This window comes from Croceivirga sp. JEA036 (assembly GCF_011882165.1).
Lineage (GTDB): Bacteria > Bacteroidota > Bacteroidia > Flavobacteriales > Flavobacteriaceae > Croceivirga.
This window is the reverse complement of the sequence record NZ_JAATON010000001.1, coordinates 1,087,293-1,107,564: the sequence shown is the minus strand read 5'-3', so window position 1 is coordinate 1,107,564 and position 20,272 is coordinate 1,087,293. Positions and strand designations below refer to the sequence as shown.

The following is a 20,272-nucleotide window of genomic DNA, read 5'->3' as shown; positions in this document are numbered from 1 at the left end:
ACGTTATGGAAACAGAGAATAAAAAAATACTTTTAGTTGAGGATGACCCAAACTTTGGAATCGTGTTGAAGGATTACCTTCAAATGAATGATTTTGATGTGGTTTTGGCCAAGAATGGAATGGAAGGTTTTGAAAAGTTCAAAAAAGACAATTTTGACATCTGTATCTTAGATGTAATGATGCCTTATAAGGACGGATTTACCCTTGCCAAAGAAATTAGAGAAAAGAATGAAAATGTACCTATTGTCTTTTTGACCGCAAAGACAATGAAAGAAGATGTGCTAAAAGGGTACAAAGCTGGTGCAGATGATTATCTTAATAAACCTTTTGATTCGGAAGTATTGTTGATGAAGTTAAGGGCTATTTTACAGCGTAAAGCGTCTAGTACTTTAGCAGACAGCAAACAATTTGAATTTAAGATAGGTAACTTTCATCTTAACTCAAAGCTTCGCTTTTTAAAATATATGGAGGAAGAGCCTATTAAACTTTCGCCAAAAGAAAATGAATTACTGCGTTTGTTAGCTTTACATGAGAATGATTTGATGCCGAGAGAACTGGCGTTGACAAAAATTTGGAGAGATGATAATTACTTTACTTCTAGGAGTATGGATGTTTACATTGCCAAATTACGTAAGTATCTTAAAAAAGATGATGTTGTAGAAATACTTAACATTCACGGAGAAGGTTTCCGATTAGTGGTTAAAACTGAAGATGAAGCTGCTAGTTAATAGTAAAAAATAGGATAAAGATGTAAACCGTTACAGCAATGTAGCGGTTTTTTTTATACCATTATAAACAGTACACTAACTGTGATAAACCCTGTCAATGCCAAAATAGTGGTCATTAAGGTCCAAGATTTAAAGGTTTGCTTTTCTGTAATTCTCAAATATTGACCTACCAACCAAAATCCACTGTCGTTTACGTGAGAAAAAATACTTGCACCAGATGCAATAGCAATAACCAAACATGCCAATTGTGGTTGACTATAACTGCTTTCTGCTAGCAAGGGAGCTATTAAACCAGCGGCCGTAATCATAGCCACCGTAGAGGACCCTTGTATAATTCTTACAATTGCAGCGCCAATAAATGCAAATAAAATAACGGGGAAACCCAAATCGTTTAGCGAAGTAGCCAATAATTTACCAGCACCGGTATCTGTAAGCATTTGTTTAAAAACACCACCTGCACCTGTTAGTAGTATTATAGTACCAGCTGGCATTAAAGATTTGCTGGTAATTTTAAACAAATCTTCCTTAGTATATCCTCTTTTTAAGCCAAAAAAGTACCAAGCTAAAAGGTTTGCAATAATCAAAGCAGCAAAGGGGTGGCCCAAAAGCTCCATTGAGGCCACGAACTGCGAATTTTCAATACCTAGTAAACCACTTTTAGTCAAGGTGTTTACTAATATAAGCACAATGGGTATTCCTATAATAATTAGCGTTAGTGCAATAGGAGGTGTGGCGGTGGGAGTTTCTTCTGCAACTGCTAAAGGCGCGTCAACATGAATTTTTTTTGCGATGAATTTTCCAAAGAGTAATCCACTTGTAATTGCCGTGGGAATACCTACAATAAAACCAATTAAGATCACCCAACCCAACTCAGCGCCAAGAATATCTGCTACAGCTATAGGACCAGGAGTAGGTGGGATAAAGGCGTGGGTGATTGCTAATCCTGCCAAAAGAGGAATAGCATACAACAATAGTGATTTTCCTGTCTTACGCTGTAAAGCATAAATCATAGGAACTAAAATGATAAAAGCTACATCAAAGAATACGGGAATGGCAATTAAAAAACCAGATATAACCATGGCTAAGGGCGCATTTTTTAAACCAAAAGTTTTTACCATAAAATCTGCAATGGTTTTTGCGCCACCAGAACTTTCTAAAATGGCACCAAACATGGCGCCTAAACCCACAACTGTTGCTACAAAGCCAAGCGTACCTCCCATTCCTTTTTGGATGGTGTCTATAATGGTTGAGGGGGGCATCCCAGCAATTATACCGGTGAGGATGCTGCCCATTAAAAGTGCTAAGAAAGCATTTATTTTTAAACGTAAAATAAGGAACAATAACAAGGCAATCCCAGCAACAACAGCTATAAGCAGAGTAGTTTCCATCAATCTATAGCTTTTAAAATATTGTCAACAATCTCTTCTGGACTTGGTAATATAGAAACCGTAATAGCTTCTTTAGGTGGTTCTAAAGTATCAAATTGGGACTGCAGTAATTGTTTAGGCATAAAATGGTCTTTGCGCTTAGCTAAACGCGCTGCTATATCTTCTATTTGCCCTTCCAGATAAATAAATTTGCCTTTAGTCTCAATATTTTTTAGTAAAGAGGTTCTATATTTTTGTTTAAGGGCAGAGCAAGCAATTATAGCTCCATTTTGCAATTGTTCCTTAGCTAAATTGTTTAGCGATTCTAACCATTCTTTCCGGTCGTTATCATTGAGCGGCTCGCCATTACTCATTTTTCTAATGTTAGCTTCGGGGTGGTAGTCATCACCGTCAAAAAAAGGGTAATTTAACGCTTTAGATAGTAATTTGCCAATAGTGCTTTTTCCGGTGCCAGAAACGCCCATGATAAAGTATATTTTGGTAGAAGGCATTTGGTTTTAAGTTAATTGTTGGTCTATAGTTTGTTTTAGTTTATCTGTGGAGATATCAAATGGAATCCAGCATATTTCTTTGTTCTTACGGTACCAAGTTAATTGGCGTTTGGCAAAGCGTCTTGTGTTCTTTTTTATTTCTTCAATAGCTTCTTCTAAGCTAAAATTCCCATCTAAATACGCAAACAATTCTCTGTAACCTACGGTTTGTAAGGCGTTTAATCCTTTAAACGGTAGTAATTGTTGTACTTCTTCTAGTTGCCCCATCTCTAACATCAAGTCTACTCTTCTGTTAATACGGTCATAGATGATTTTTCGGTCTGCTTCTAGTCCTATAAGAATATGATTAAAAAATCTGGATTTTTTTTCTCGTTTTAGAAATTCTGAATAGGGTTTTCCTGTACCTATACATACTTCTAAAGCACGAATTATACGATGGGGATTATGTATATCTACGCGCTGGTAATAATTAGGGTCTTTTTCTTTTAATAAATCTTGTAAAGTGGAAATGCCTTCTTTCTCTAGCGTTTCATTTAATTCTTTTCTAACAGATTCAGCTATTGTGGGGAATTCATCTAAGCCATACAAAATAGCATCTACATATAGTCCGCTGCCGCCAACGACTACCACTGTATTATGTGTTGTAAAAAGTTCTTGTATTTTTTTTACCGCATCTCTTTCAAAGTCGCCCACACTGTAGGGTTCATTAATACTTTTGTGTTGTATAAAATGGTGAGGAGTACTAGCTAATTCTTCTGCTGTTGGCACCGCCGTGCCAATACACATTTCTTTATAAAATTGTCTGGAATCTGCAGAAATTATCTCTGTATTTAAATGTTTTGCTATACTAATAGCGGTACGTGTTTTACCAATGGCAGTAGGACCCACAATGGCTATTACAGTTTTGTTTTTCATAATAAATCTCCACAGTTATAGCAATGTTTGGCGTTGTCTCTGTGCCCTTCTGCTGCGCAGCTGGGACAAGACTGTGTATTTACGTGAACGTAATGTGCATTATCTTGCAATCCTCCAGCAGCTTGGTTCTTTTTATATTCTTTAGCAAATTCTGTGGTAACTATTCCGGTTGGCACTGCGATTATTCCGTAACCCAAAATCATAATAACTGTTGCAATAAATTGTCCAAGATTAGTTTGTGGAGCAATATCTCCATAACCCACTGTTGTAAGGGTTACTATGGTCCAATAAATACTTCTAGGAATACTGGTGAAGCCGGCCTCATCACCCTCTATAATATACATGAACGTTCCCATGATGACAGATAGGATTAGAACAACATAAATAAAAACAGCTATTTTGGTTCTACTTGCTTTTAATGCATGGCTCAACTGGGATGCTTCTCCAATGAATTTTACCAATTTGAGTATTCTAAAAATACGTAATAATCTAAAGGCTCTAACGGCTAAAAGTACCTGAGAACCGGCAAAAATATAGGATAGATACAGTGGTATAGTGGATAGAAAATCGATAACGCCATAAAAACTAAAGATATACTTAAGAGGTTTTTTTATGCTGATAATCCTAGCAATATATTCTACCGTAAAGAATACTGTTACTACCCATTCTAAAAACCACAAAACATTATGATATTTAGCATCAAACTCATCTACCGTTTCTAACATTACTAGAATTACGCTGATGACTATGAGGATAATCAGGGCAATATCGAACACTTTACCTTTAGGGGTGTCAGCCTCGTAAATGATTTCGTGGAGCTTATGTCTCCAGCCAGAATGCACTTCGTGCTCTTTCAAAATTATTCTTGATTTAGTTCTAAAATCTTGATGCGCTCATTCTTTCGTAACAAGGATTCCACAATGTAAGTTAAATAAGGGTTTCCTTTTATGGGAGTTAAGAGCGATTCTAAGATAGCAATATTATTAATTTGATGATTTAACTCTGCGTAGCCCATGCCTGCCAATTCACCATTTTTAATGAGAAATACAGATTTTTCCCCTAGTTCTCTACCTTTATCTATTAGAATGATGTTTCTTTTATACGTGCTAAAGTCCAAAAACAATTCGTGCACCAACTCATTTTGATGTTCTTGGTGCCTTTCCATGTTTACTCCATACCGCTCTTTTAATTTTTGTAAAAAACTTTTAGCAGACTTTAAGGAAGAAAAACTACTTAATCTAGCATTTCTGTGGTTAGCACGTTCTGCAACTAGATAAATTATACCATCTTCATTCTCTTTAAGATAAATGCCGTGGCTAAACCCTTTTTGATTTGGCTTTTTATTGTATTTAGGTCTGTTTTTACGTATTTCTATAGCTTCCTTAATCAGCCCAGCCAATTCGCCTCCAGTACGTTCATAGCTTACCCGTTTTGTAGATTTTTGTAGTTTACGGGCAAAATCGCCTACATTGGTAAAGTGTTGATTTACTCTTTTTTTAATGTTACTGCTTTTGCTGATGTATGTAATCTCCCCATCTTTATCGTGCATGTAATAAACACCAGTAGCAGACGGCAAAGCCTCAATAATATCTATTTGATTAGGAGAGAGTTCACCAAGGTTTTCTTCTTTTATAATCTGTTTTATGATGGTCTTATCGGTATCCTTAGCTAACAATAGCTTAAATAACTTTAAGGTTGCTATAGCATCTCCATTAGCTCGGTGTCTATCCCCGACAGGGATGCCTAAAGAGCGGACTAATTTTCCTAAGCTATGGGATTCCGCATCTGGAATTAACTGTTTAGATAAATCTACGGTACACAGTGTTTTCCGTTTAAAATCGTATCCCAACCTTCTAAATTCTGTACGTAAAATTCTATAATCAAACTGTGCATTATGTGCTACTAGTACAGCATTTTCCGTTATCTCTACAATTCGTTTGGCAACCTCATGAAATTTAGGTGCAGTAGTTAGCATTCTTTCGTTAATACCAGTAAGCTTTACCACAAAGGGCTGTATGTCTCTTTCTGGATTTATTAAACTGATAAACTGGTCTACAACTTGTTCTCCATTAAATCTATGGATAGCAATCTCCATAATGCCTTCTTCATTGTACTTACCACCAGTACTTTCTATGTCTAAGATTGCATACATCATAGATTATTGGTTGTAATTTCTTGCGCCAAAAATACTACTGCCAATGCGTACCATAGTACTACCTTCTTCTATGGCAATTTTATAATCTCCACTCATCCCCATCGAAAGTATTTCACTTTGTGGTAAGAGGTCTTTTGTACTATCGAAAATGGACTTTAAGTATCTAAATTCCTTTCTTACTTGGTTTTTATTATCTGTAAAAGTAGCCATGCCCATTAAACCATTAATTTTGATGTTTTTCATTGCATTAAATTCATCAGAATTAATTACGGTCAAAAGTTCTTCTTGGTCCATACCAAATTTGCTGCTTTCTTCTGCAATGTGCATTTGCAATAGACATTGGATTGTTCTATCCAATTTTTCTGCCTGTTTATTTATTTCTTTTAGCAATTTAAAGCTATCTACACCGTGTATTAAACTTACAAATGGTGCCATGTACTTTACCTTGTTACGTTGTACATGACCTATCATATGCCATTGAATATCCTTGGGTAGTTCTTCCCATTTCTGGGTCATTTCTTGAATTTTGTTTTCACCAAAAATACGCTGACCGGCCTCATATGCATCTAAAACAGCTGTATTTGGTTTAGTTTTAGAAACAGCAACTAGGGTAACATGTTCTGGTAGGGTAGCGCGTATTGCTTTTAAATTTTCCTGTATTGCCATGGGCTATAGTTCGTATATAGTAAGTCCGCTTCTTAGTTTAGGTTCAATATAAGTGCTTTTTGGTGGCATCACAAGCCCTGCATCTGCAATCTGTCTTATTTCTTCTATTGTAATAGGGACAAGGCTAAAGCCAACCTTAAACTCGCCCTTATCAATACAATCTTTCATTTTTATAAGGTTATGCTTGCCGTAACCATAAGAAATACGTTCATCATTCCGTAAGTCCGTTATCCCCAAAATCGGCTCTAGAATAGTTTTGTATAGAATTTGAGTGTCTAACTTACTTAAGGCATCTGTAAAAGTATAAGATTGTTTTCTAAGGTAAAGCATGTAAAATTCGCCATCTAAATACATACTAAAATGATGCTTTTTTAAAGGACGATTACCGTTGTTTGAATTTTGCTCAATTCTAAAATAGGTATCTAATTTAATTAGAAACTCTTCCTTGGTTAAACCGTTTAGGTCCTTCACCATACGGTTGAAATCAAAGATTTTAACTTGATGTTCAGGTATAAGATAACTCATGAAATAGTTATAGGCCTCTTGCCCTGTATGGTTGGGGTTGTTATGTTTAATCTCATTTGCCAATAAGCTAGAGGAGGCGCTCCTATGATGCCCATCTGCAATATACATTTGTCTTATCTCTTTAAAAGCATTTTGTATGGCGTTTAAGGTGGTATTGTCTGTTACGCGCCATAAAGTGTGGGTGACTTTGTCTGTGCACGTAAAATGGTATTCAGGGTCTTTTTTTGTCTCTGCCTTAAGAAGTGATGCAATAGTTTCGTTGTCTTTATAGGTAATTAAAACGGGTTCCGCATTAAACCCAACCGTTTTCAAATAATTGGCAAAAAGTGTTTCTCTACTTTCTAAGGTATTCTCGTGCTGTTTAATTAATCCCTTATCATAATCACTTACACTGGTGGCACAGAATAGTCCAAGGCATTTAAAGTTTTCTTTTTTTATTTGATAGAGGTAAAAACAGGGTGTATTATCCTTTATAAATGTTTTTTCTTCTAAAAATTCCCAATAGCGGTTTTTTACCAATTTAAAACGTTCTTCACCAGATAGACTTTTATGGAATTTAAATCCTGGATTAATTATGTGCAAAAAAGAGAAAGGATTGTGTTCTAAAGTGCACTGTAATTCTTTTTCTGAGTATTCCTCGTAGGAGCGAGAAGCCACCAAGGCCACTTTGTCCTTGGCGGGTCTTATCGCCTTAAAAGGTTTTATCAACGCCATAAATTACGCGAACTGTTTTGCTACTTTTTCTGCCTTTTTGACTTCTGAATAATCATAAAATCCTTCGCCTGACTTTACACCTAGTTTACCCGCCATTACCATATTTACCAATAAAGGACATGGGGCATATTTCGGATTTTTGAAACCATCATACATTACTTTCAAAATAGAAAGACATACATCTAGACCAATAAAATCTGCTAATTGTAATGGCCCCATTGGATGTGCCATTCCCAATTTCATTACGGTATCTATTTCTTGAACGCCAGCTACACCATTATACAAGGTTTCAATGGCTTCATTAATCATTGGCATAAGAATTCTGTTAGCAACAAAACCAGGATAATCATTAACTTCTGTAGGAGTTTTACCAAGATTTTTAGAAAGTTGCATAATAGTGGCTGTTACCTCGTCAGTAGTGTTGTAACCACGGATAATTTCTACCAATTTCATGATAGGTACAGGGTTCATAAAGTGCATACCAATTACCTTTTCTGGTCTATTGGTGGCAGCAGCAATCTGCGTTATACTGATAGAAGAAGTATTGGTAGCTAAAATGGTTTTTTCTGAACAAATTAGGTCCAGTTCTTTAAAAATTTTTAATTTGATATCATGGTTTTCTGTAGCAGCTTCTACTACTAAATCTACCTGATTTACACCCTCTTTTAAAATGGTGTGTGTAGCAATATTATTTAGCGTATCTATTTTATCTTGCTCGCTAATACGTTCTTTAGCTAGCATCCGGTCTAAATTTTTGGTGATAGTTAGCATGCCTTTATCTAGAGCTTCTTGGCTAATATCTATTAAATTTACTTGATAGCCGTTTTGTGCAAAAACGTGGGCAATACCGTTACCCATAGTTCCTGCACCGATTACTGCAATTGTATTCATTTTATTTAGTCTTTAGTTGTTGTTTTCAAAAGAAGAAATGATGGCTAAAGCCACACGCAAAGCTTCTGTCCCGTCTGCCAAACTAACAACAGGGGTCTTATTGTTGGCAATGGCATCAGCAAAAGTTTCTAGCTCGTCTAAAATAGCATTGTTCGGTGCTATTTCGGGATTTTCAAAATAAATTTGTTTCTTTTCGCCCTCAGCATTTTGTAAAATCATATCAAAATCACCTGGTTGCTCTGGAGCATCTTTCATTTTAACTACTTCTACTTTTTTCTCTAGAAAATCTACAGAGATATAGGCATCTTTTTGAAAGAAACGTGATTTACGCATATTTTTTAAGGAAATGCGACTCGCAGTTAAATTAGCAACACAGCCATTTTCAAACTCAATACGAGCGTTTGCGATATCTGGCGAATTACTGATAACAGAAACACCACTAGCATTTATATTTTTTACTTTACTGGGTACAACGCTGAGAATTACATCAATATCATGTATCATTAAATCTAAAACTACAGGTACATCTGTACCTCTAGGATTAAATTCTGCTAATCTATGGGTTTCTATAAACATAGGGTTATCTACCTTATGTTTTACAGATAAAAAGGCGGGGTTAAAACGTTCTACATGGCCTATTTGTCCTTTAACCTTATGTTTTTCTGCAAGTGCAATTAGGGTTTCTGCTTCTTCTATGGTATTGGTAATAGGTTTTTCTATAAAAACGTGTTTGCCTTTTTCTATAGCTTTCTTTGCACAATCAAAATGAGACAGTGTAGGGGTTACAATGTCTACTACATCTACCTCTTCTATTAAGGTATTAATATTAGCAAAGTAGGTGTAACCAAATTCTTTACAAACTTTTTGAGCATTAATTTCATCTGGGTCATAGAACCCAACAAGTATATACTTCTCTGATTGGTTTAACAGCCTAAGATGTATTTTTCCTAAATGTCCTGCTCCTAAAACGCCTACTTTTAGCATGTACTATAGTTTTTTCAAAAATAAGGATATCGCATTAAAAGGGTGTGATTTTTTTAAAGAGTTCAGTAATTTTGAGAACCAAACCAAAACATGCGAGATACGTTAAAACATAAAGGGATGCGCAATAAGTTGGCAAACTTATTGGCCGCTAAGGGTATAGAAGATGAGAAAGTATTAGCTGCGATAAGAGAGGTGCCTAGACATCTATTTTTAGATAGTAGTTTTGAAGCTCACGCTTACCAAGATAAAGCTTTCCCGATAGGTGCTGAGCAAACTATTTCTCAACCCTATACCGTTGCTTTTCAAAGTCAATTGTTGCAGGTTAAACCAAACGATAAAATTTTAGAGATAGGAACGGGTAGCGGTTACCAAACCTCTGTGTTGCTAAAATTAAAAGCAAGAGTGTATACTATAGAGCGCCAGCTAGAGCTTTTTAAGACCACAAGCAGGTTTTTTGGCAAAATGGGCTACAGACCTAAAAAGCATATTTTTGGTGATGGTTACAAAGGATTGCCAGAAGAAGCACCTTTTAACGGTATAATTGTAACTGCTGGAGCACCAGAAGTGCCCAAAGCGCTATTATCACAATTAGCAGTTGGGGGCAGATTAGTTATTCCTGTTGGTATAGAAGACCAAATCATGACTCTTTATGTGCGTAAAAGTGAGAAAGAATTTGAGAAAACTACCTTCGGAAATTTCAGATTTGTACCCTTGTTAGAAGATAAAAATTAGTTATTAAAGTTCTTTTTAACTCGAGCTAAATTACGCTCGCTGTCTCTATCCTTTATAGTTTCTCGCTTATCGTATTGTTTTTTACCTTTTGCCAAGGCAATATTCATTTTAGCAAGTCCTCTATCGTTAATAAACAGATTTAGAGGAACAATGGTTAAGCCACTAGTGGCAACCTCCTTATGTAATTTTTTAAGTTCTCGTTTGTTAAGTAGTAATTTACGTTCAGCTTTAGGCAAGTGGTTATAATGGCCGCCATAACTGTATTCATCTACCTGCATGTTAATAATAAATAACTCTCCTTTTTTGTTAAACTCGCAAAAACTTTGGGAAATAGACGCTTTCCCCAGCCTTATAGATTTTATCTCTGTTCCAGATAAAACAATCCCCGCGGTATATTTGTCCAAGATTTCATAATCGAACTTGGCTCTCTTATTTTTTATGTTGATGTTATTCATTAAGACAAAAATAAGGGTTCTACTTTAATTTGTAATGTTGCATTCGTTTTTGCGATTAACTGATAAAATAAAGGATATCATGAAAAGGATTTTGACGGTAATGTTTTGCATTGGACTATTTTATTCTTGTCATCAAGAAGAAAAAATAAATGCACAGCAAATTGTAGATAAAGCAATTGCAGAAAGTGGGGGTATTTTGTGGGAAACCCATAAAGCTACTTTTCAATTTAGGGAAAAGATGTATTCTAGTGACTTTATTAACGGAAAGATGCAATTAACAAGAGAGTTTGTTAGCGGAGATAGCATAATTTTAGATACGAAGTATGATGGTAAGTTCACTAGGACTATAAATGACTCCATTGCCTTTTTAGCAGATACTACAGCGCGTAAATACGATAACTCCGTAAATTCAGTACACTATTTTGCTAAATTACCTTATGGTTTAAATGATGCTGCTGTAAACAAACAGTTTTTAGGAACAGAAACTATAAATGGAAAACAGTACTATAAAATTCAGATAGATTTTGACCAGACTAATGGTGGAGACGATTTTGAAGATGTTTATCACTATTGGATTGGTAAAGAAGATTTTAAAGTAGATTATTTAGCGTATACGTTTACGGTAAACGGAGGAGGAGTACGTTTTAGAAGGGCCTACAACGAGCGTTATATAGGTAAAATACGCTTTGTAGATTATGAAAATTACAAGCCGCGAAAGCACGTGAAATTTTCTAAAATTGCAGAGGCATTTGTTGGTAAAGAATTAGAATTAGTGTCTAAAATTGAACTAGAGAATATTAGAGTGGAACAATAGTGTTAGTTTTGATAAGCTTGTACATATTCCACCCTAGTTTGCGCAACTTGCCCTGTGCTGTCGGCTAATTTTACAATGTATATATTGCCATTATTATCATCGCTCATAGGCTCATATTTCTCTTTCCCTATAAGCTTATTAGCTAGAGCAGGGGTGGTATTGCTGTGGCCAACAATTAAAACATTGCCGCCAAAATTTTCTTTCAGTAATTGTTTTGTATCTATAGTATTAGGATTATAGAGTTGAATCTCTATATTGTGTTTTACAGAAGCGGGAGCAGCCGTCATACGTGTTCTTTTGTAGTCTGTAGAATAGATAGCATCTAGTTGTAAAGTATCAAAAACATTAGCCCAGAGCATGGCTCTACCTAAGCCATCTTGTGTAAGTTCAGGGTCATTATTCTCTGGATTACTACGGTCTTTTTCTGCGTGTCTTATCAAGTAAAATGTTGTAATAACAGGGGCTTTTGTAGAAACGGGTGTTTTTGGATCTTTTTTACAAGCTATAAATACAGTTCCTAGCATTAACAGTATTAATAATTGCCATTTTGTATTGCGTTTTATATAAAGTAGCTCGTTCATTATCTGGTATTATTTGGTCTGTAGGTAGCAGTATTCCCATAACGCAAAATGTTAGGGTTTATTTTATGAGTATAAAGGTAACCCACGGTTCCTATTTTTTTAATTCGCCATTTACTAAATAGGTTAAATAAGTAGCGGTATTACTTAAGTATTTGCGGTCGTTAGCCATAGTAGCCATCGCTACCGCACCCTGTAACATGGTATACAGTTGCTTTGCAAATTGTAATGGGGGAACGGATAGCTTTATTTCTTGCTGATTGAGTCCGTTTTCTAGAACCAAGGCTATTTTACCCTCTAACTCTTTTATGGTTTCTTTATTGGCAGCTGCTAGTAAATCATTATTATGTTTTGCATCCACCCCTGTATTCAAAATGGGACAACCACCTAGTTCAGCTGTAAATACGTCGTATTGTTTGTAAAAGCTCAAAAGGTTATTCAATTTTATTATTGCAGAACCTTCTACTGTTAATACTTCATCAAATTTGGTTAAAAGTATATTTTTATTGTATTCAAAAGCAGCAAGTGCTAAGGCTTCTTTGTTTTCAAAATTACCATAAATAGCACCCTTTGTTAATCCTGTAGCTTCGGTTAAATGGCTCATACTTGTGCCTACGTAACCATGTTTGCTAAAGATAGGTGCAACCGTTTCTATAATGTACTTTGTGGTACGTTCCGCTTTTGTGGTCATGATTTAAGTGCTTTTATTGCTAAGATACTATAAATACTGATAGGTATAAAAAAAGACCCCTTAATTTAGGGGTCTTAACACGCAAGTTTATAGGATTTTATTCTACCAACTCATTCTGATTTCTGAAGACCAACTCGTCATCAAACGCATCTAATAAGACAATGCTGTCTGCCTTAATAGTCCCTTTTAATAATTCCTTAGACAATCTATTTAATACTTCCTTTTGTACCAATCTTTTTATCGGTCTAGCGCCGTATTGTGGGTCATACCCTTTGTTGCTCAAATATTCTACAGCTTCTGCTGTAGCATCCAATATAATGTTTTGCTGATTTAATAAACGCTTTAACTGTTCTATTTGTAATTGAACAATAGCTTTAATGTTTTCTTTGCTCAGCGGTGTAAACATAATTATGTCGTCTATTCTATTCAGGAATTCTGGGCGAATTGATTTTTTTAATAATCCTAATACCTCTACCCGGGCAGCTTCTGTAGCACTATAGATATCGTTAGAATTTTCAAACTTTTCTTGAATAATATGGCTTCCCATATTACTTGTCATGATAATGATAGCATTCTTAAAATCGGCTACACGCCCTTTGTTGTCTGTTAATCGTCCCTCATCTAACACCTGTAAAAGGATATTAAAAGTATCTGGATGCGCTTTTTCTATCTCATCTAACAAGACTACTGAGTAAGGTCTTCTGCGTACCGCTTCTGTAAGTTGGCCGCCTTCATCATACCCAACATAACCTGGAGGAGCACCAACTAGTCTGCTAACAGAATGGCGTTCTTGGTATTCACTCATATCTATCCGGGTCATGGCATTTTCATCATCAAACAGATAAGAAGCCAATGTTTTTGCCAATTCGGTTTTACCAACACCAGTTGTTCCTAAAAATAAGAAAGAACCAATGGGTTTTCTCGCATCTTGCAACCCAGCTCTGCTTCTACGTATGGCATCAGAAACGGCTTCTATAGCTTCTTCTTGGCCTACTACACGCTTGTGAAGTACGGCTTCTAGCTGTAAAAGTTTTTCTCTTTCGCTCTGTAACATTTTTGTAACCGGTATTCCGGTCCACTTGGCTACCACCTCTGCAATATCTTCATTGGTAACTTCTTCTTTTATCAGCGTGCTATTTTGCTGTTGTGCTTCTAAATCGGTTTGTAATTTTTCTAAAGCTGCTTGTGCCTCTTTAATCTTACCATAACGTAACTCTGCTACTTTACCATAATCACCATTACGCTCTGCACGCTCTGCATCTGCTTTGTAGTTTTCAATGTCCTGTTTTGTTTTTTGAATATTATCTACTACAGATTTTTCACTTTCCCATTGTGCAAATATTTCGTTTCGTTCTTCTTTTAAATTAGCTAATTCTAGATTTAAAGATTTTAGTTTGCTTTCATCATTTTCTCTCTTAATAGCTTCAATCTCTATTTCTAGCTGCATAATTTTACGGTCTAGAACGTCTAACTCTTCTGGTTTAGAATTGATTTCCATTCGTAATTTAGAAGCCGCCTCATCCATCAAATCAATGGCCTTATCTGGTAAAAAACGATTGGTAATGTAGCGTTGCGAAAGTTCTACTGCCGCTATCACGGCTTCGTCTTTAATGCGTACCTTATGGTGTGCTTCATACTTTTCTTTAATACCTCTTAAGATAGAAATAGCACTTTCTGTATCTGGTTCATCTACTACTACTTTTTGAAAACGCCTTTCTAAGGCTTTGTCTTTTTCAAAATACTTTTGATATTCATCTAAAGTTGTGGCGCCAATCGCTCTTAATTCGCCACGCGCCAAAGCTGGTTTTAAAATATTTGCAGCATCCATGGCACCTTGCCCTCCGCCGGCACCTACAAGGGTATGAATCTCATCTATGAAAAGGACTATATTGCCATCAGAAGAGGTAACTTCTTTGATAACCGCTTTTAATCGTTCTTCAAACTCGCCTTTATATTTTGCCCCAGCAATTAATGCCCCCATATCTAAGGAATACAGTACCTTGTCTTTTAAATTTTCAGGAACATCTCCTTGTACAATTCTATGCGCCAAACCTTCTGCAATAGCTGTTTTACCTACGCCAGGTTCGCCTACTAACATTGGATTGTTTTTGGTTCTACGAGAAAGGATTTGCAACACCCTTCTAATTTCTTCGTCTCTCCCAATAACTGGGTCTAATTTTCCTGAATCTGCTAATTTGTTTAAGTTTTTTGCAAATTTTTCTAGTGAATTATAGGTTTCTTCTGCACTTTGAGAAGTAACATTGCCGCCTTTACGTAATTCATTAATGGCTGCCTTTAAATCCTTTTCTGTGATTCCGTTATCTTTAAGTATTTGCGCAATTTTACTTTTAGATTTAAAGATGGCTAAAAGAAGATGCTCAACAGAAACATATTCGTCTCCCATGGTTTTAGCTTGTATGCTAGCCTCATTGAGTGTTTTGCCAGCCTCTCTAGAAAGGACAATGTCTGCACCACTAACCTTAGCAAATGTTTGTAGTTCTTTTTCTATTACTTGATTAATCAAGTTAATATTTGCATTCAATTTTTTTAGGATAAAAGGGAGTACGTTTTCATCTACTACCGTTATCGCTTTATAAATATGCTCATTTTCTATCTGTTGGTGCCCCATCTCTTGCGCTATTTGCTGCGACTGTTGTATGGCCTCCTGTGATTTTATAGTATAATTATTGAAATTCATTTTACTGTTTTTCTGTTCTACAGTCAAATAGAATACCAACTTAAAAACAGTGCCAATATGGCGTTAGTTTATGGAGTTTTGTGCGACAAATTGACGGTTTCAAAAGTGAAATAGAATAACGTAACTTTGTAGTATGGGATTATTTAATAAGATATTTGGTGGTTCTACAGATGAATCTAATGCTAGTGGTATTCCTTGGATTCCATTAGAAAATGAGGACCAACTAAACATTATAACGGAGCAATCTAAATTAAGGACACAAGTGCTTTTTAAACACTCTACCACTTGTGGTATCAGTAGGATGGTGTTAAATATGTTTACATCTAATTTTGATGTTCCAGAAGGAGAAATGGACATGTACTTTTTAGATTTGCATGCCTACAGAAATGTATCTAACAAAATTGCAGAAGTGTTTCAAGTAGTGCACCAATCGCCACAATTAATTATTGTAAAAGACGGCAAAGTGGTTTTTCATACTTCTCACGGCGCAATATCAGACGTAGATTTAAAGCAGTACCAATAAAAATCCCCAACATAGTTGGGGTGTATTTGGTTTTAGTTAAAGCGATGTTTTTTAACAATCTCTTTTAACCCTTGTTTTAAATCTTCACCTGCATCATATACCATTTGTTCGTTGCTAGGAAATGGAACAGACTTAACCGCTAATAATTGAATAAGGTCTTCTTCTAAGGCTCTTTTATCGCCGCGGTGATTGGCATAAACATGCTCAAACACAAAGCCACTGCTTAAAGGATATGAGTTGATAACCTGATTGCTTTTTAAATCTGTAAAACTAACTTTAGCACCAATCTCTGCAGACTTGGTTTGGGTAAAACGATAAAATTCACATCTAACTGTTTTAAACTTATTCACTTTAATATCATTACCTAAACTATCTTTAGCTACATTCCCATTTTTATCCAAAACATAGTCAAAGCCATCTTTAACCACTTTTTCTTTTACTAGCTGTTTTTCTGTTACCTGCTCGGGTGAAACAAATATGTTTGTAAAATCTAAAGCCATTTCATAATCATAATGCAAATTTTGTATTGGGTTGGCATGGTATTGTGTCCAAAAATCATTAATCCCATAGGTGTTAAAATCTAGTAGTGCATCTTCTAAACGTTCTGGTATAATTTGCTCCGTAGCATTATAGAGTGCTACTCTTATATAATCTTGGCCTTTAACCCTTGCTTCTTCCATCTTAATAGCAGCATCTTTGTAGCCGGGGTTAATCTTTAATAAATAATCAAAGTCTGCATAAGCCTCTCTAAATTCTTGCTTATTAATAGCGTTTTTACTCAAGGCTATGGCATTATTATACAAGTAATTAGATAAGTCTTCTTTGGTACTTACAATAGCACTGTCAAAGTCTTTAAATTTGAATTTTGCATTTCTGTCTTGCTCGTAAACCGGTAATGGCAATAAGGGTTTAATCTGATTCTGTAGATTTCTGAGCGAAGTATAGCTGTTGTAAATCTTTTCTAGATGTGCAGGATTGCCATCTTGTCTCCAAAAATTAATTTTATCAAGTTCACGTTGTTGATGTTTTTCAAAGGCCTCCTCCAGTAACAGCACATACTTCTGGTGTCCTTTTTTGGTCTTATTATCTCTAAGATTTTTGATAGCCTTGTTCATGGCCAAGTTGTATTGACCACTATTTAATGCTTCTTGAGTTTTCTTTACACCGCTACATGCAATTAGGGTGATTGATATTACAAAGAGTAAAAGTTTTTTCATGGTCTTTGATTTTAAGGTTGATTTAAACATTTTCAACTAACGTGCCAAAATTGGTTTATAGGGTAGAACGTTTGTACGGTAGTCCTAGTATAATTTTAAGTCTAAAGCTAGTGCTTAGCCCCAATAGGAGCTGTTAACAACTTGATTAATTTTGGTGATAAAATAGACTTAAAAACAGTAGCGTAGCTTGCTAATTATGAATGGCTATTTGTATTTTTGAAGCCTTAATCCAACATACGTAAAATGCAAAGAGACGAAAGGATTTTTGATCTTATTCAAGAGGAAAAACAAAGACAGCTAAGAGGTATAGAGTTGATAGCCTCTGAAAACTTTACGAGTCCGCAAGTAATGGAAGCTGCAGGTTCTGTACTAACCAATAAGTATGCAGAAGGTTATCCAGGCAAACGTTACTACGGCGGTTGTGAGGTTGTAGACCAAGTAGAGCAGTTGGCAATAGATAGAGCAAAAGAGTTGTTTGGGGCAGTTTATGCCAATGTGCAGCCACATTCGGGTTCCCAAGCAAACGCATCAGTATACCATGCTTGTTTGCAGGCGGGAGATAAAATTTTAGGGTTTGACCTTTCTCATGGTGGTCATTTAACCCATGGTTCTCCTGTTAACTTTTCTGGTAAACTATACAACCCTGTTTTTTATGGGGTAGATAGAGAAACCGGAATGTTGGATTATGATAAGATTCAGGAAATAGCTGAGAAAGAGCAACCAAAACTTATAATTGCGGGAGCTTCTGCTTATTCTAGAGATATAGACTTTAAACGTTTTAGAGAAATTGCAGATAGTGTTAATGCTATTTTATTAGCAGATATTTCTCACCCCTCTGGGTTAATTGCTAAAGGAATTTTAAATGACCCTATTCCACATTGCCACATTGTAACTACTACTACGCATAAAACTTTAAGAGGGCCAAGAGGTGGTTTAATTATGATGGGTGAGAATTTTGAAAATCCTTTTGGTATTAAACTGAAGAATGGAAATTTAAGGAAAATGTCTGGTTTGTTAGATTTAGCTGTGTTCCCTGGGAACCAAGGAGGGCCTCTGGAACATATTATTGCAGCGAAGGCTGTAGCTTTTGGAGAAGCATTAACAGACGACTTTTTGCACTACATGATACAGGTTAAGAAAAACGCAGAAGCTATGGCAAAAGCATTTGTAGCGCTAGATTATAAAGTAATTTCTGGCGGTACAGATAACCATATGATGTTGATTGACCTTAGGAACAAAGGGATTACGGGTAAGGAAGCTGAAGAGGTTTTGGGTAAAGCAGATATCACAGCCAATAAAAATATGGTTCCTTTTGATGACCAATCTCCATTTATCACCTCGGGAATTCGTTTTGGAACTCCAGCAATTACAACTAGAGGACTTAAAGAAGGGGATATGGAGACGGTAGTAGGTTATATAGATGAAATCGTTAAGAACTCTGGCAATGAAAGCTTGCTTTCTTCTATTAAGGATAAGGTCAACGAATTTATGGGTCCTAGACCACTATTCAATGCCTAACTAAAATAAATTTAAATACGGATTGTTACTACTCTTCTAAAAGGTAACAATCCGTATTTTTCATAAATACTTTACGTTGCACGTCAAAAATCTCTATTTCATCATTTGAGGGAAAATAGAGTCCCCAATGGTCTAGGTAGTCCATAAAGGGTTTTATCTTAAGAGTAGTTTCACTGCTCTTTTCATTAATAGTATCTTCATAGATAGTTGTAAATATTTCATAAGGCATTTCTGTTAGGCCCTTGGTTATATTAACGTAGTTTAAACTTAAATTTTCTAATATTTCTTTAAGATTGTCTTCTATAGAAATACGCTCAATACAATTAATTATTAAGGAAGTATCCGTGAAAGAAAAGATGAGTTCGTCCACAGTTATTTTTCCATCATTTAAATAATTTAACTGTTCAAGTTCTTTTTTAAGGATAGATATATTTTTGTTTTCTACCGCATTTAAGTTACCCCAGTTATAATTAGTTAGTTGAAAAAGGGCAATATGCAGGGCATAATTACAATCTATATGCAGGGAAAGATTAAATCTGTTATTGGGAGTAGGGCTTAAACGTAAAGCCACTTTTGCTATAAAATCTTTCTCTAGGACTTTTGCAAATTTACTAAGTCCTTTAACACCATACTTTTGGCGGTACAGTTTGCATATACTTTTGTTAACCATCTTAGCCATAGTTTTTTGATTGTTTACCTAAAGTACTCAGAAAAATAATTTCTGGACTAGGTTTGAACCCTAAAAAAACTATGGAATTAGCAAATTTTAACATTTTTATCGTTAAAATTCGGTTAAAAAATTGGTTTTAAAGTGAATTGCAACATTTTAAGCTGAAATGCAAAATATAAGGATTGAAGTGTAAATTAGATGAAACCTCTGTTTTTAGCAGCCAGTATAAGTGCTAAATCGTTTTCTTTTTCAGTTCCAAATAGGGTTTTTAAATGTCGTTTTCTGTTTTCAATAGAAGACGAAGACAACTTTATAAACTGCTCCAAATCCTTTGTTTTTGTACCTACAGAAAGGTGGTAAAGTATTTTTTTATCGTTTTCGTCTAAGCTAATATCATTGGCCATCTTTTTACGGATAGCAGATAAGGCTTTTGGTGAGTAATATGGAGGATGATTTAATACCGTTTTAACCGCTTGTTCCAAAGTTTTAGGGTCAATATCTGTTTTAACCATATAACCATCAGGGTCAACAGATTTAAGAATACTATTTATACGGTAGTTGTCACTAAAACTAGACATAAAAATTATTCTACTATCTGGCACTAGATTACGAGCTAAAATCCCTAAATCCTCACCGTTGGCGGGTTGGTTTTCATTAGGAGGGTACAATTGTATATCTAAAAAAATAATATTGTAGGGAAGGCCCTTTGCACTTTCTTCTATTTTACTTTTACCAGCATCAAAATTATTAGCAGTGTCTACAATTATAGTATAATCATCAAAAACAATACGTTCCAAGATGAATTTATAGCCTAACATCGTCATTTCATGGTCATCTATGGCTAGTATTCTAAGGGTTTTCATAAGCTATTTCTTACTAGAGTCTATAAAACTAAAACGTTAAAGTTAGTACTTTTCTT

General features: G+C 35.4%; 21 protein-coding genes. 5 read left to right on the top strand and 16 right to left on the bottom strand.

Annotation, left to right across the window (positions count from 1 at the left end; genetic code table 11):
* Positions 1 to 5 precede the first annotated feature (5 nt).
* Entirely contained in the window at positions 6 to 728 is a 723-nt protein-coding gene (locus tag HCO57_RS04575; RefSeq protein ID WP_136949695.1) for a response regulator transcription factor, read from the top strand.
* Positions 729 to 781: 53 nt separating this feature from the next.
* Here HCO57_RS04575 and HCO57_RS04570 read toward each other — a convergent pair whose 3' ends face one another.
* Genes HCO57_RS04570 through HCO57_RS04530 form a run of 9 tightly spaced genes read right to left on the bottom strand, consistent with a single transcriptional unit; the run spans position 782 to position 9,457 of the window.
* Positions 782 to 2,116 (bottom strand): GntP family permease, encoded by a 1,335-nt coding sequence (locus HCO57_RS04570; RefSeq protein ID WP_167988037.1) that lies wholly within the window; start codon positions 2,114 to 2,116, stop codon positions 782 to 784.
* The gene (locus HCO57_RS04565) at positions 2,116 to 2,607 is read right to left on the bottom strand and encodes a gluconokinase (RefSeq protein WP_136949697.1); all 492 of its coding nucleotides are present in this window, start codon (positions 2,605 to 2,607) and stop codon (positions 2,116 to 2,118) included. The genes HCO57_RS04570 and HCO57_RS04565 overlap by 1 nt, the downstream gene beginning before the upstream one ends.
* A 6-nt stretch (positions 2,608 to 2,613) precedes the next feature.
* On the bottom strand, positions 2,614 to 3,522 hold the full coding sequence (gene miaA / locus HCO57_RS04560; protein WP_167988036.1) for a tRNA (adenosine(37)-N6)-dimethylallyltransferase MiaA: 909 nt from the start codon (positions 3,520 to 3,522) through the stop codon (positions 2,614 to 2,616).
* Positions 3,519 to 4,379 carry an ion transporter gene (locus tag HCO57_RS04555; RefSeq protein WP_167988035.1) on the bottom strand — a complete coding sequence of 287 codons (861 nt, stop codon included), beginning with the start codon at positions 4,377 to 4,379 and terminating at the stop codon, positions 3,519 to 3,521. Before HCO57_RS04555 ends, miaA begins: the two co-directional genes overlap by 4 nt.
* 2 nt (positions 4,380 to 4,381) lie before the next feature.
* Positions 4,382 to 5,674, bottom strand: a complete 1,293-nt coding sequence (locus HCO57_RS04550; protein WP_167988124.1) for an exonuclease domain-containing protein — start codon at positions 5,672 to 5,674, stop codon at positions 4,382 to 4,384.
* 6 nt (positions 5,675 to 5,680) lie between these two features.
* A complete protein-coding gene (locus tag HCO57_RS04545) occupies positions 5,681 to 6,343 on the bottom strand; it encodes a YggS family pyridoxal phosphate-dependent enzyme (protein ID WP_167988034.1) in 663 nt (220 codons plus the stop codon).
* A gap of 3 nt (positions 6,344 to 6,346) precedes the next feature.
* Positions 6,347 to 7,582, bottom strand: a complete 1,236-nt coding sequence (locus HCO57_RS04540; RefSeq protein ID WP_167988033.1) for a DUF1015 domain-containing protein — start codon at positions 7,580 to 7,582, stop codon at positions 6,347 to 6,349.
* A 3-nt stretch (positions 7,583 to 7,585) separates the two neighbouring features.
* The gene (locus HCO57_RS04535; RefSeq protein ID WP_167988032.1) at positions 7,586 to 8,473 is read right to left on the bottom strand and encodes a 3-hydroxyacyl-CoA dehydrogenase family protein; all 888 of its coding nucleotides are present in this window, start codon (positions 8,471 to 8,473) and stop codon (positions 7,586 to 7,588) included.
* Between the two features lie 12 nt (positions 8,474 to 8,485).
* Positions 8,486 to 9,457: a Gfo/Idh/MocA family protein gene (locus tag HCO57_RS04530; RefSeq protein ID WP_167988031.1), complete on the bottom strand. Its 972-nt coding sequence runs from the start codon at positions 9,455 to 9,457 to the stop codon at positions 8,486 to 8,488.
* 90 nt (positions 9,458 to 9,547) lie between these two features.
* On the opposite strand from HCO57_RS04530, the gene HCO57_RS04525 reads away from it, so the two are divergent.
* Positions 9,548 to 10,189: a protein-L-isoaspartate(D-aspartate) O-methyltransferase gene (locus HCO57_RS04525; RefSeq protein ID WP_167988030.1), complete on the top strand. Its 642-nt coding sequence runs from the start codon at positions 9,548 to 9,550 to the stop codon at positions 10,187 to 10,189.
* Here the strand turns inward: HCO57_RS04525 and smpB are convergent.
* Complete coding sequence (gene smpB, locus HCO57_RS04520; protein ID WP_167988029.1) at positions 10,186 to 10,644, bottom strand: SsrA-binding protein SmpB; 459 nt, start codon at positions 10,642 to 10,644, stop codon at positions 10,186 to 10,188. The two genes, HCO57_RS04525 and smpB, sit on opposite strands and share 4 nt — an antisense overlap.
* A 79-nt stretch (positions 10,645 to 10,723) precedes the next feature.
* On the opposite strand from smpB, the gene HCO57_RS04515 reads away from it, so the two are divergent.
* Positions 10,724 to 11,458, top strand: coding sequence for a DUF6503 family protein (locus tag HCO57_RS04515; RefSeq protein WP_167988028.1), 735 nt, complete (start codon positions 10,724 to 10,726; stop codon positions 11,456 to 11,458).
* Between the two features lie 2 nt (positions 11,459 to 11,460).
* Here HCO57_RS04515 and HCO57_RS04510 read toward each other — a convergent pair whose 3' ends face one another.
* From HCO57_RS04510 to clpB, 3 genes are all read right to left on the bottom strand, one after another.
* On the bottom strand, positions 11,461 to 12,039 hold the full coding sequence (locus HCO57_RS04510; RefSeq protein ID WP_167988027.1) for a SixA phosphatase family protein: 579 nt from the start codon (positions 12,037 to 12,039) through the stop codon (positions 11,461 to 11,463).
* Positions 12,040 to 12,130: 91 nt separating this feature from the next.
* Positions 12,131 to 12,727: a TetR/AcrR family transcriptional regulator gene (locus HCO57_RS04505; RefSeq protein WP_167988026.1), complete on the bottom strand. Its 597-nt coding sequence runs from the start codon at positions 12,725 to 12,727 to the stop codon at positions 12,131 to 12,133.
* A 97-nt stretch (positions 12,728 to 12,824) separates the two neighbouring features.
* The gene (clpB, locus tag HCO57_RS04500) at positions 12,825 to 15,425 is read right to left on the bottom strand and encodes an ATP-dependent chaperone ClpB (protein ID WP_167988025.1); all 2,601 of its coding nucleotides are present in this window, start codon (positions 15,423 to 15,425) and stop codon (positions 12,825 to 12,827) included.
* Positions 15,426 to 15,558: 133 nt separating this feature from the next.
* On the opposite strand from clpB, the gene ytxJ reads away from it, so the two are divergent.
* Positions 15,559 to 15,948: a bacillithiol system redox-active protein YtxJ gene (gene ytxJ, locus HCO57_RS04495; protein ID WP_167988024.1), complete on the top strand. Its 390-nt coding sequence runs from the start codon at positions 15,559 to 15,561 to the stop codon at positions 15,946 to 15,948.
* A gap of 32 nt (positions 15,949 to 15,980) precedes the next feature.
* Here the strand turns inward: ytxJ and HCO57_RS04490 are convergent, their stop codons facing one another.
* Complete coding sequence (locus tag HCO57_RS04490; protein ID WP_167988023.1) at positions 15,981 to 17,165, bottom strand: hypothetical protein; 1,185 nt, start codon at positions 17,163 to 17,165, stop codon at positions 15,981 to 15,983.
* A 243-nt stretch (positions 17,166 to 17,408) separates the two neighbouring features.
* On the opposite strand from HCO57_RS04490, the gene glyA reads away from it, so the two are divergent.
* Positions 17,409 to 18,683, top strand: coding sequence for a serine hydroxymethyltransferase (glyA, locus tag HCO57_RS04485; protein ID WP_136949712.1), 1,275 nt, complete (start codon positions 17,409 to 17,411; stop codon positions 18,681 to 18,683).
* A 28-nt stretch (positions 18,684 to 18,711) separates the two neighbouring features.
* Here the strand turns inward: glyA and HCO57_RS04480 are convergent, their stop codons facing one another.
* Positions 18,712 to 19,362, bottom strand: a complete 651-nt coding sequence (locus HCO57_RS04480) for a hypothetical protein (protein WP_167988022.1) — start codon at positions 19,360 to 19,362, stop codon at positions 18,712 to 18,714.
* 185 nt (positions 19,363 to 19,547) lie between these two features.
* A complete protein-coding gene (locus tag HCO57_RS04475; protein WP_167988021.1) occupies positions 19,548 to 20,216 on the bottom strand; it encodes a response regulator transcription factor in 669 nt (222 codons plus the stop codon).
* Positions 20,217 to 20,272: the final 56 nt, after the last annotated feature.

Bases quoted from the DNA above. Each gene is read 5' to 3' on its own strand.
- HCO57_RS04565 (WP_136949697.1), bottom strand. From the start codon at position 2,607: ATGCCTTCTACCAAAATATACTTTATCATGGGCGTTTCTGGCACCGGA.
- HCO57_RS04510 (WP_167988027.1), bottom strand. From the start codon at position 12,039: ATGAACGAGCTACTTTATATAAAACGCAATACAAAATGGCAATTATTA.
- miaA (WP_167988036.1), bottom strand. From the start codon at position 3,522: ATGAAAAACAAAACTGTAATAGCCATTGTGGGTCCTACTGCCATTGGT.
- HCO57_RS04540 (WP_167988033.1), bottom strand. From the start codon at position 7,582: ATGGCGTTGATAAAACCTTTTAAGGCGATAAGACCCGCCAAGGACAAA.
- HCO57_RS04575 (WP_136949695.1), top strand. From the start codon at position 6: ATGGAAACAGAGAATAAAAAAATACTTTTAGTTGAGGATGACCCAAAC.
- HCO57_RS04525 (WP_167988030.1), top strand. From the start codon at position 9,548: ATGCGAGATACGTTAAAACATAAAGGGATGCGCAATAAGTTGGCAAAC.
- HCO57_RS04515 (WP_167988028.1), top strand. From the start codon at position 10,724: ATGAAAAGGATTTTGACGGTAATGTTTTGCATTGGACTATTTTATTCT.
- glyA (WP_136949712.1), top strand. From the start codon at position 17,409: ATGCAAAGAGACGAAAGGATTTTTGATCTTATTCAAGAGGAAAAACAA.
- HCO57_RS04490 (WP_167988023.1), bottom strand. From the start codon at position 17,165: ATGAAAAAACTTTTACTCTTTGTAATATCAATCACCCTAATTGCATGT.
- smpB (WP_167988029.1), bottom strand. From the start codon at position 10,644: ATGAATAACATCAACATAAAAAATAAGAGAGCCAAGTTCGATTATGAA.
- HCO57_RS04545 (WP_167988034.1), bottom strand. From the start codon at position 6,343: ATGGCAATACAGGAAAATTTAAAAGCAATACGCGCTACCCTACCAGAA.
- HCO57_RS04535 (WP_167988032.1), bottom strand. From the start codon at position 8,473: ATGAATACAATTGCAGTAATCGGTGCAGGAACTATGGGTAACGGTATT.
- clpB (WP_167988025.1), bottom strand. From the start codon at position 15,425: ATGAATTTCAATAATTATACTATAAAATCACAGGAGGCCATACAACAG.
- HCO57_RS04480 (WP_167988022.1), bottom strand. From the start codon at position 19,362: ATGGCTAAGATGGTTAACAAAAGTATATGCAAACTGTACCGCCAAAAG.
- HCO57_RS04550 (WP_167988124.1), bottom strand. From the start codon at position 5,674: ATGTATGCAATCTTAGACATAGAAAGTACTGGTGGTAAGTACAATGAA.
- HCO57_RS04530 (WP_167988031.1), bottom strand. From the start codon at position 9,457: ATGCTAAAAGTAGGCGTTTTAGGAGCAGGACATTTAGGAAAAATACAT.
- HCO57_RS04570 (WP_167988037.1), bottom strand. From the start codon at position 2,116: ATGGAAACTACTCTGCTTATAGCTGTTGTTGCTGGGATTGCCTTGTTA.
- HCO57_RS04475 (WP_167988021.1), bottom strand. From the start codon at position 20,216: ATGAAAACCCTTAGAATACTAGCCATAGATGACCATGAAATGACGATG.
- ytxJ (WP_167988024.1), top strand. From the start codon at position 15,559: ATGGGATTATTTAATAAGATATTTGGTGGTTCTACAGATGAATCTAAT.
- HCO57_RS04505 (WP_167988026.1), bottom strand. From the start codon at position 12,727: ATGACCACAAAAGCGGAACGTACCACAAAGTACATTATAGAAACGGTT.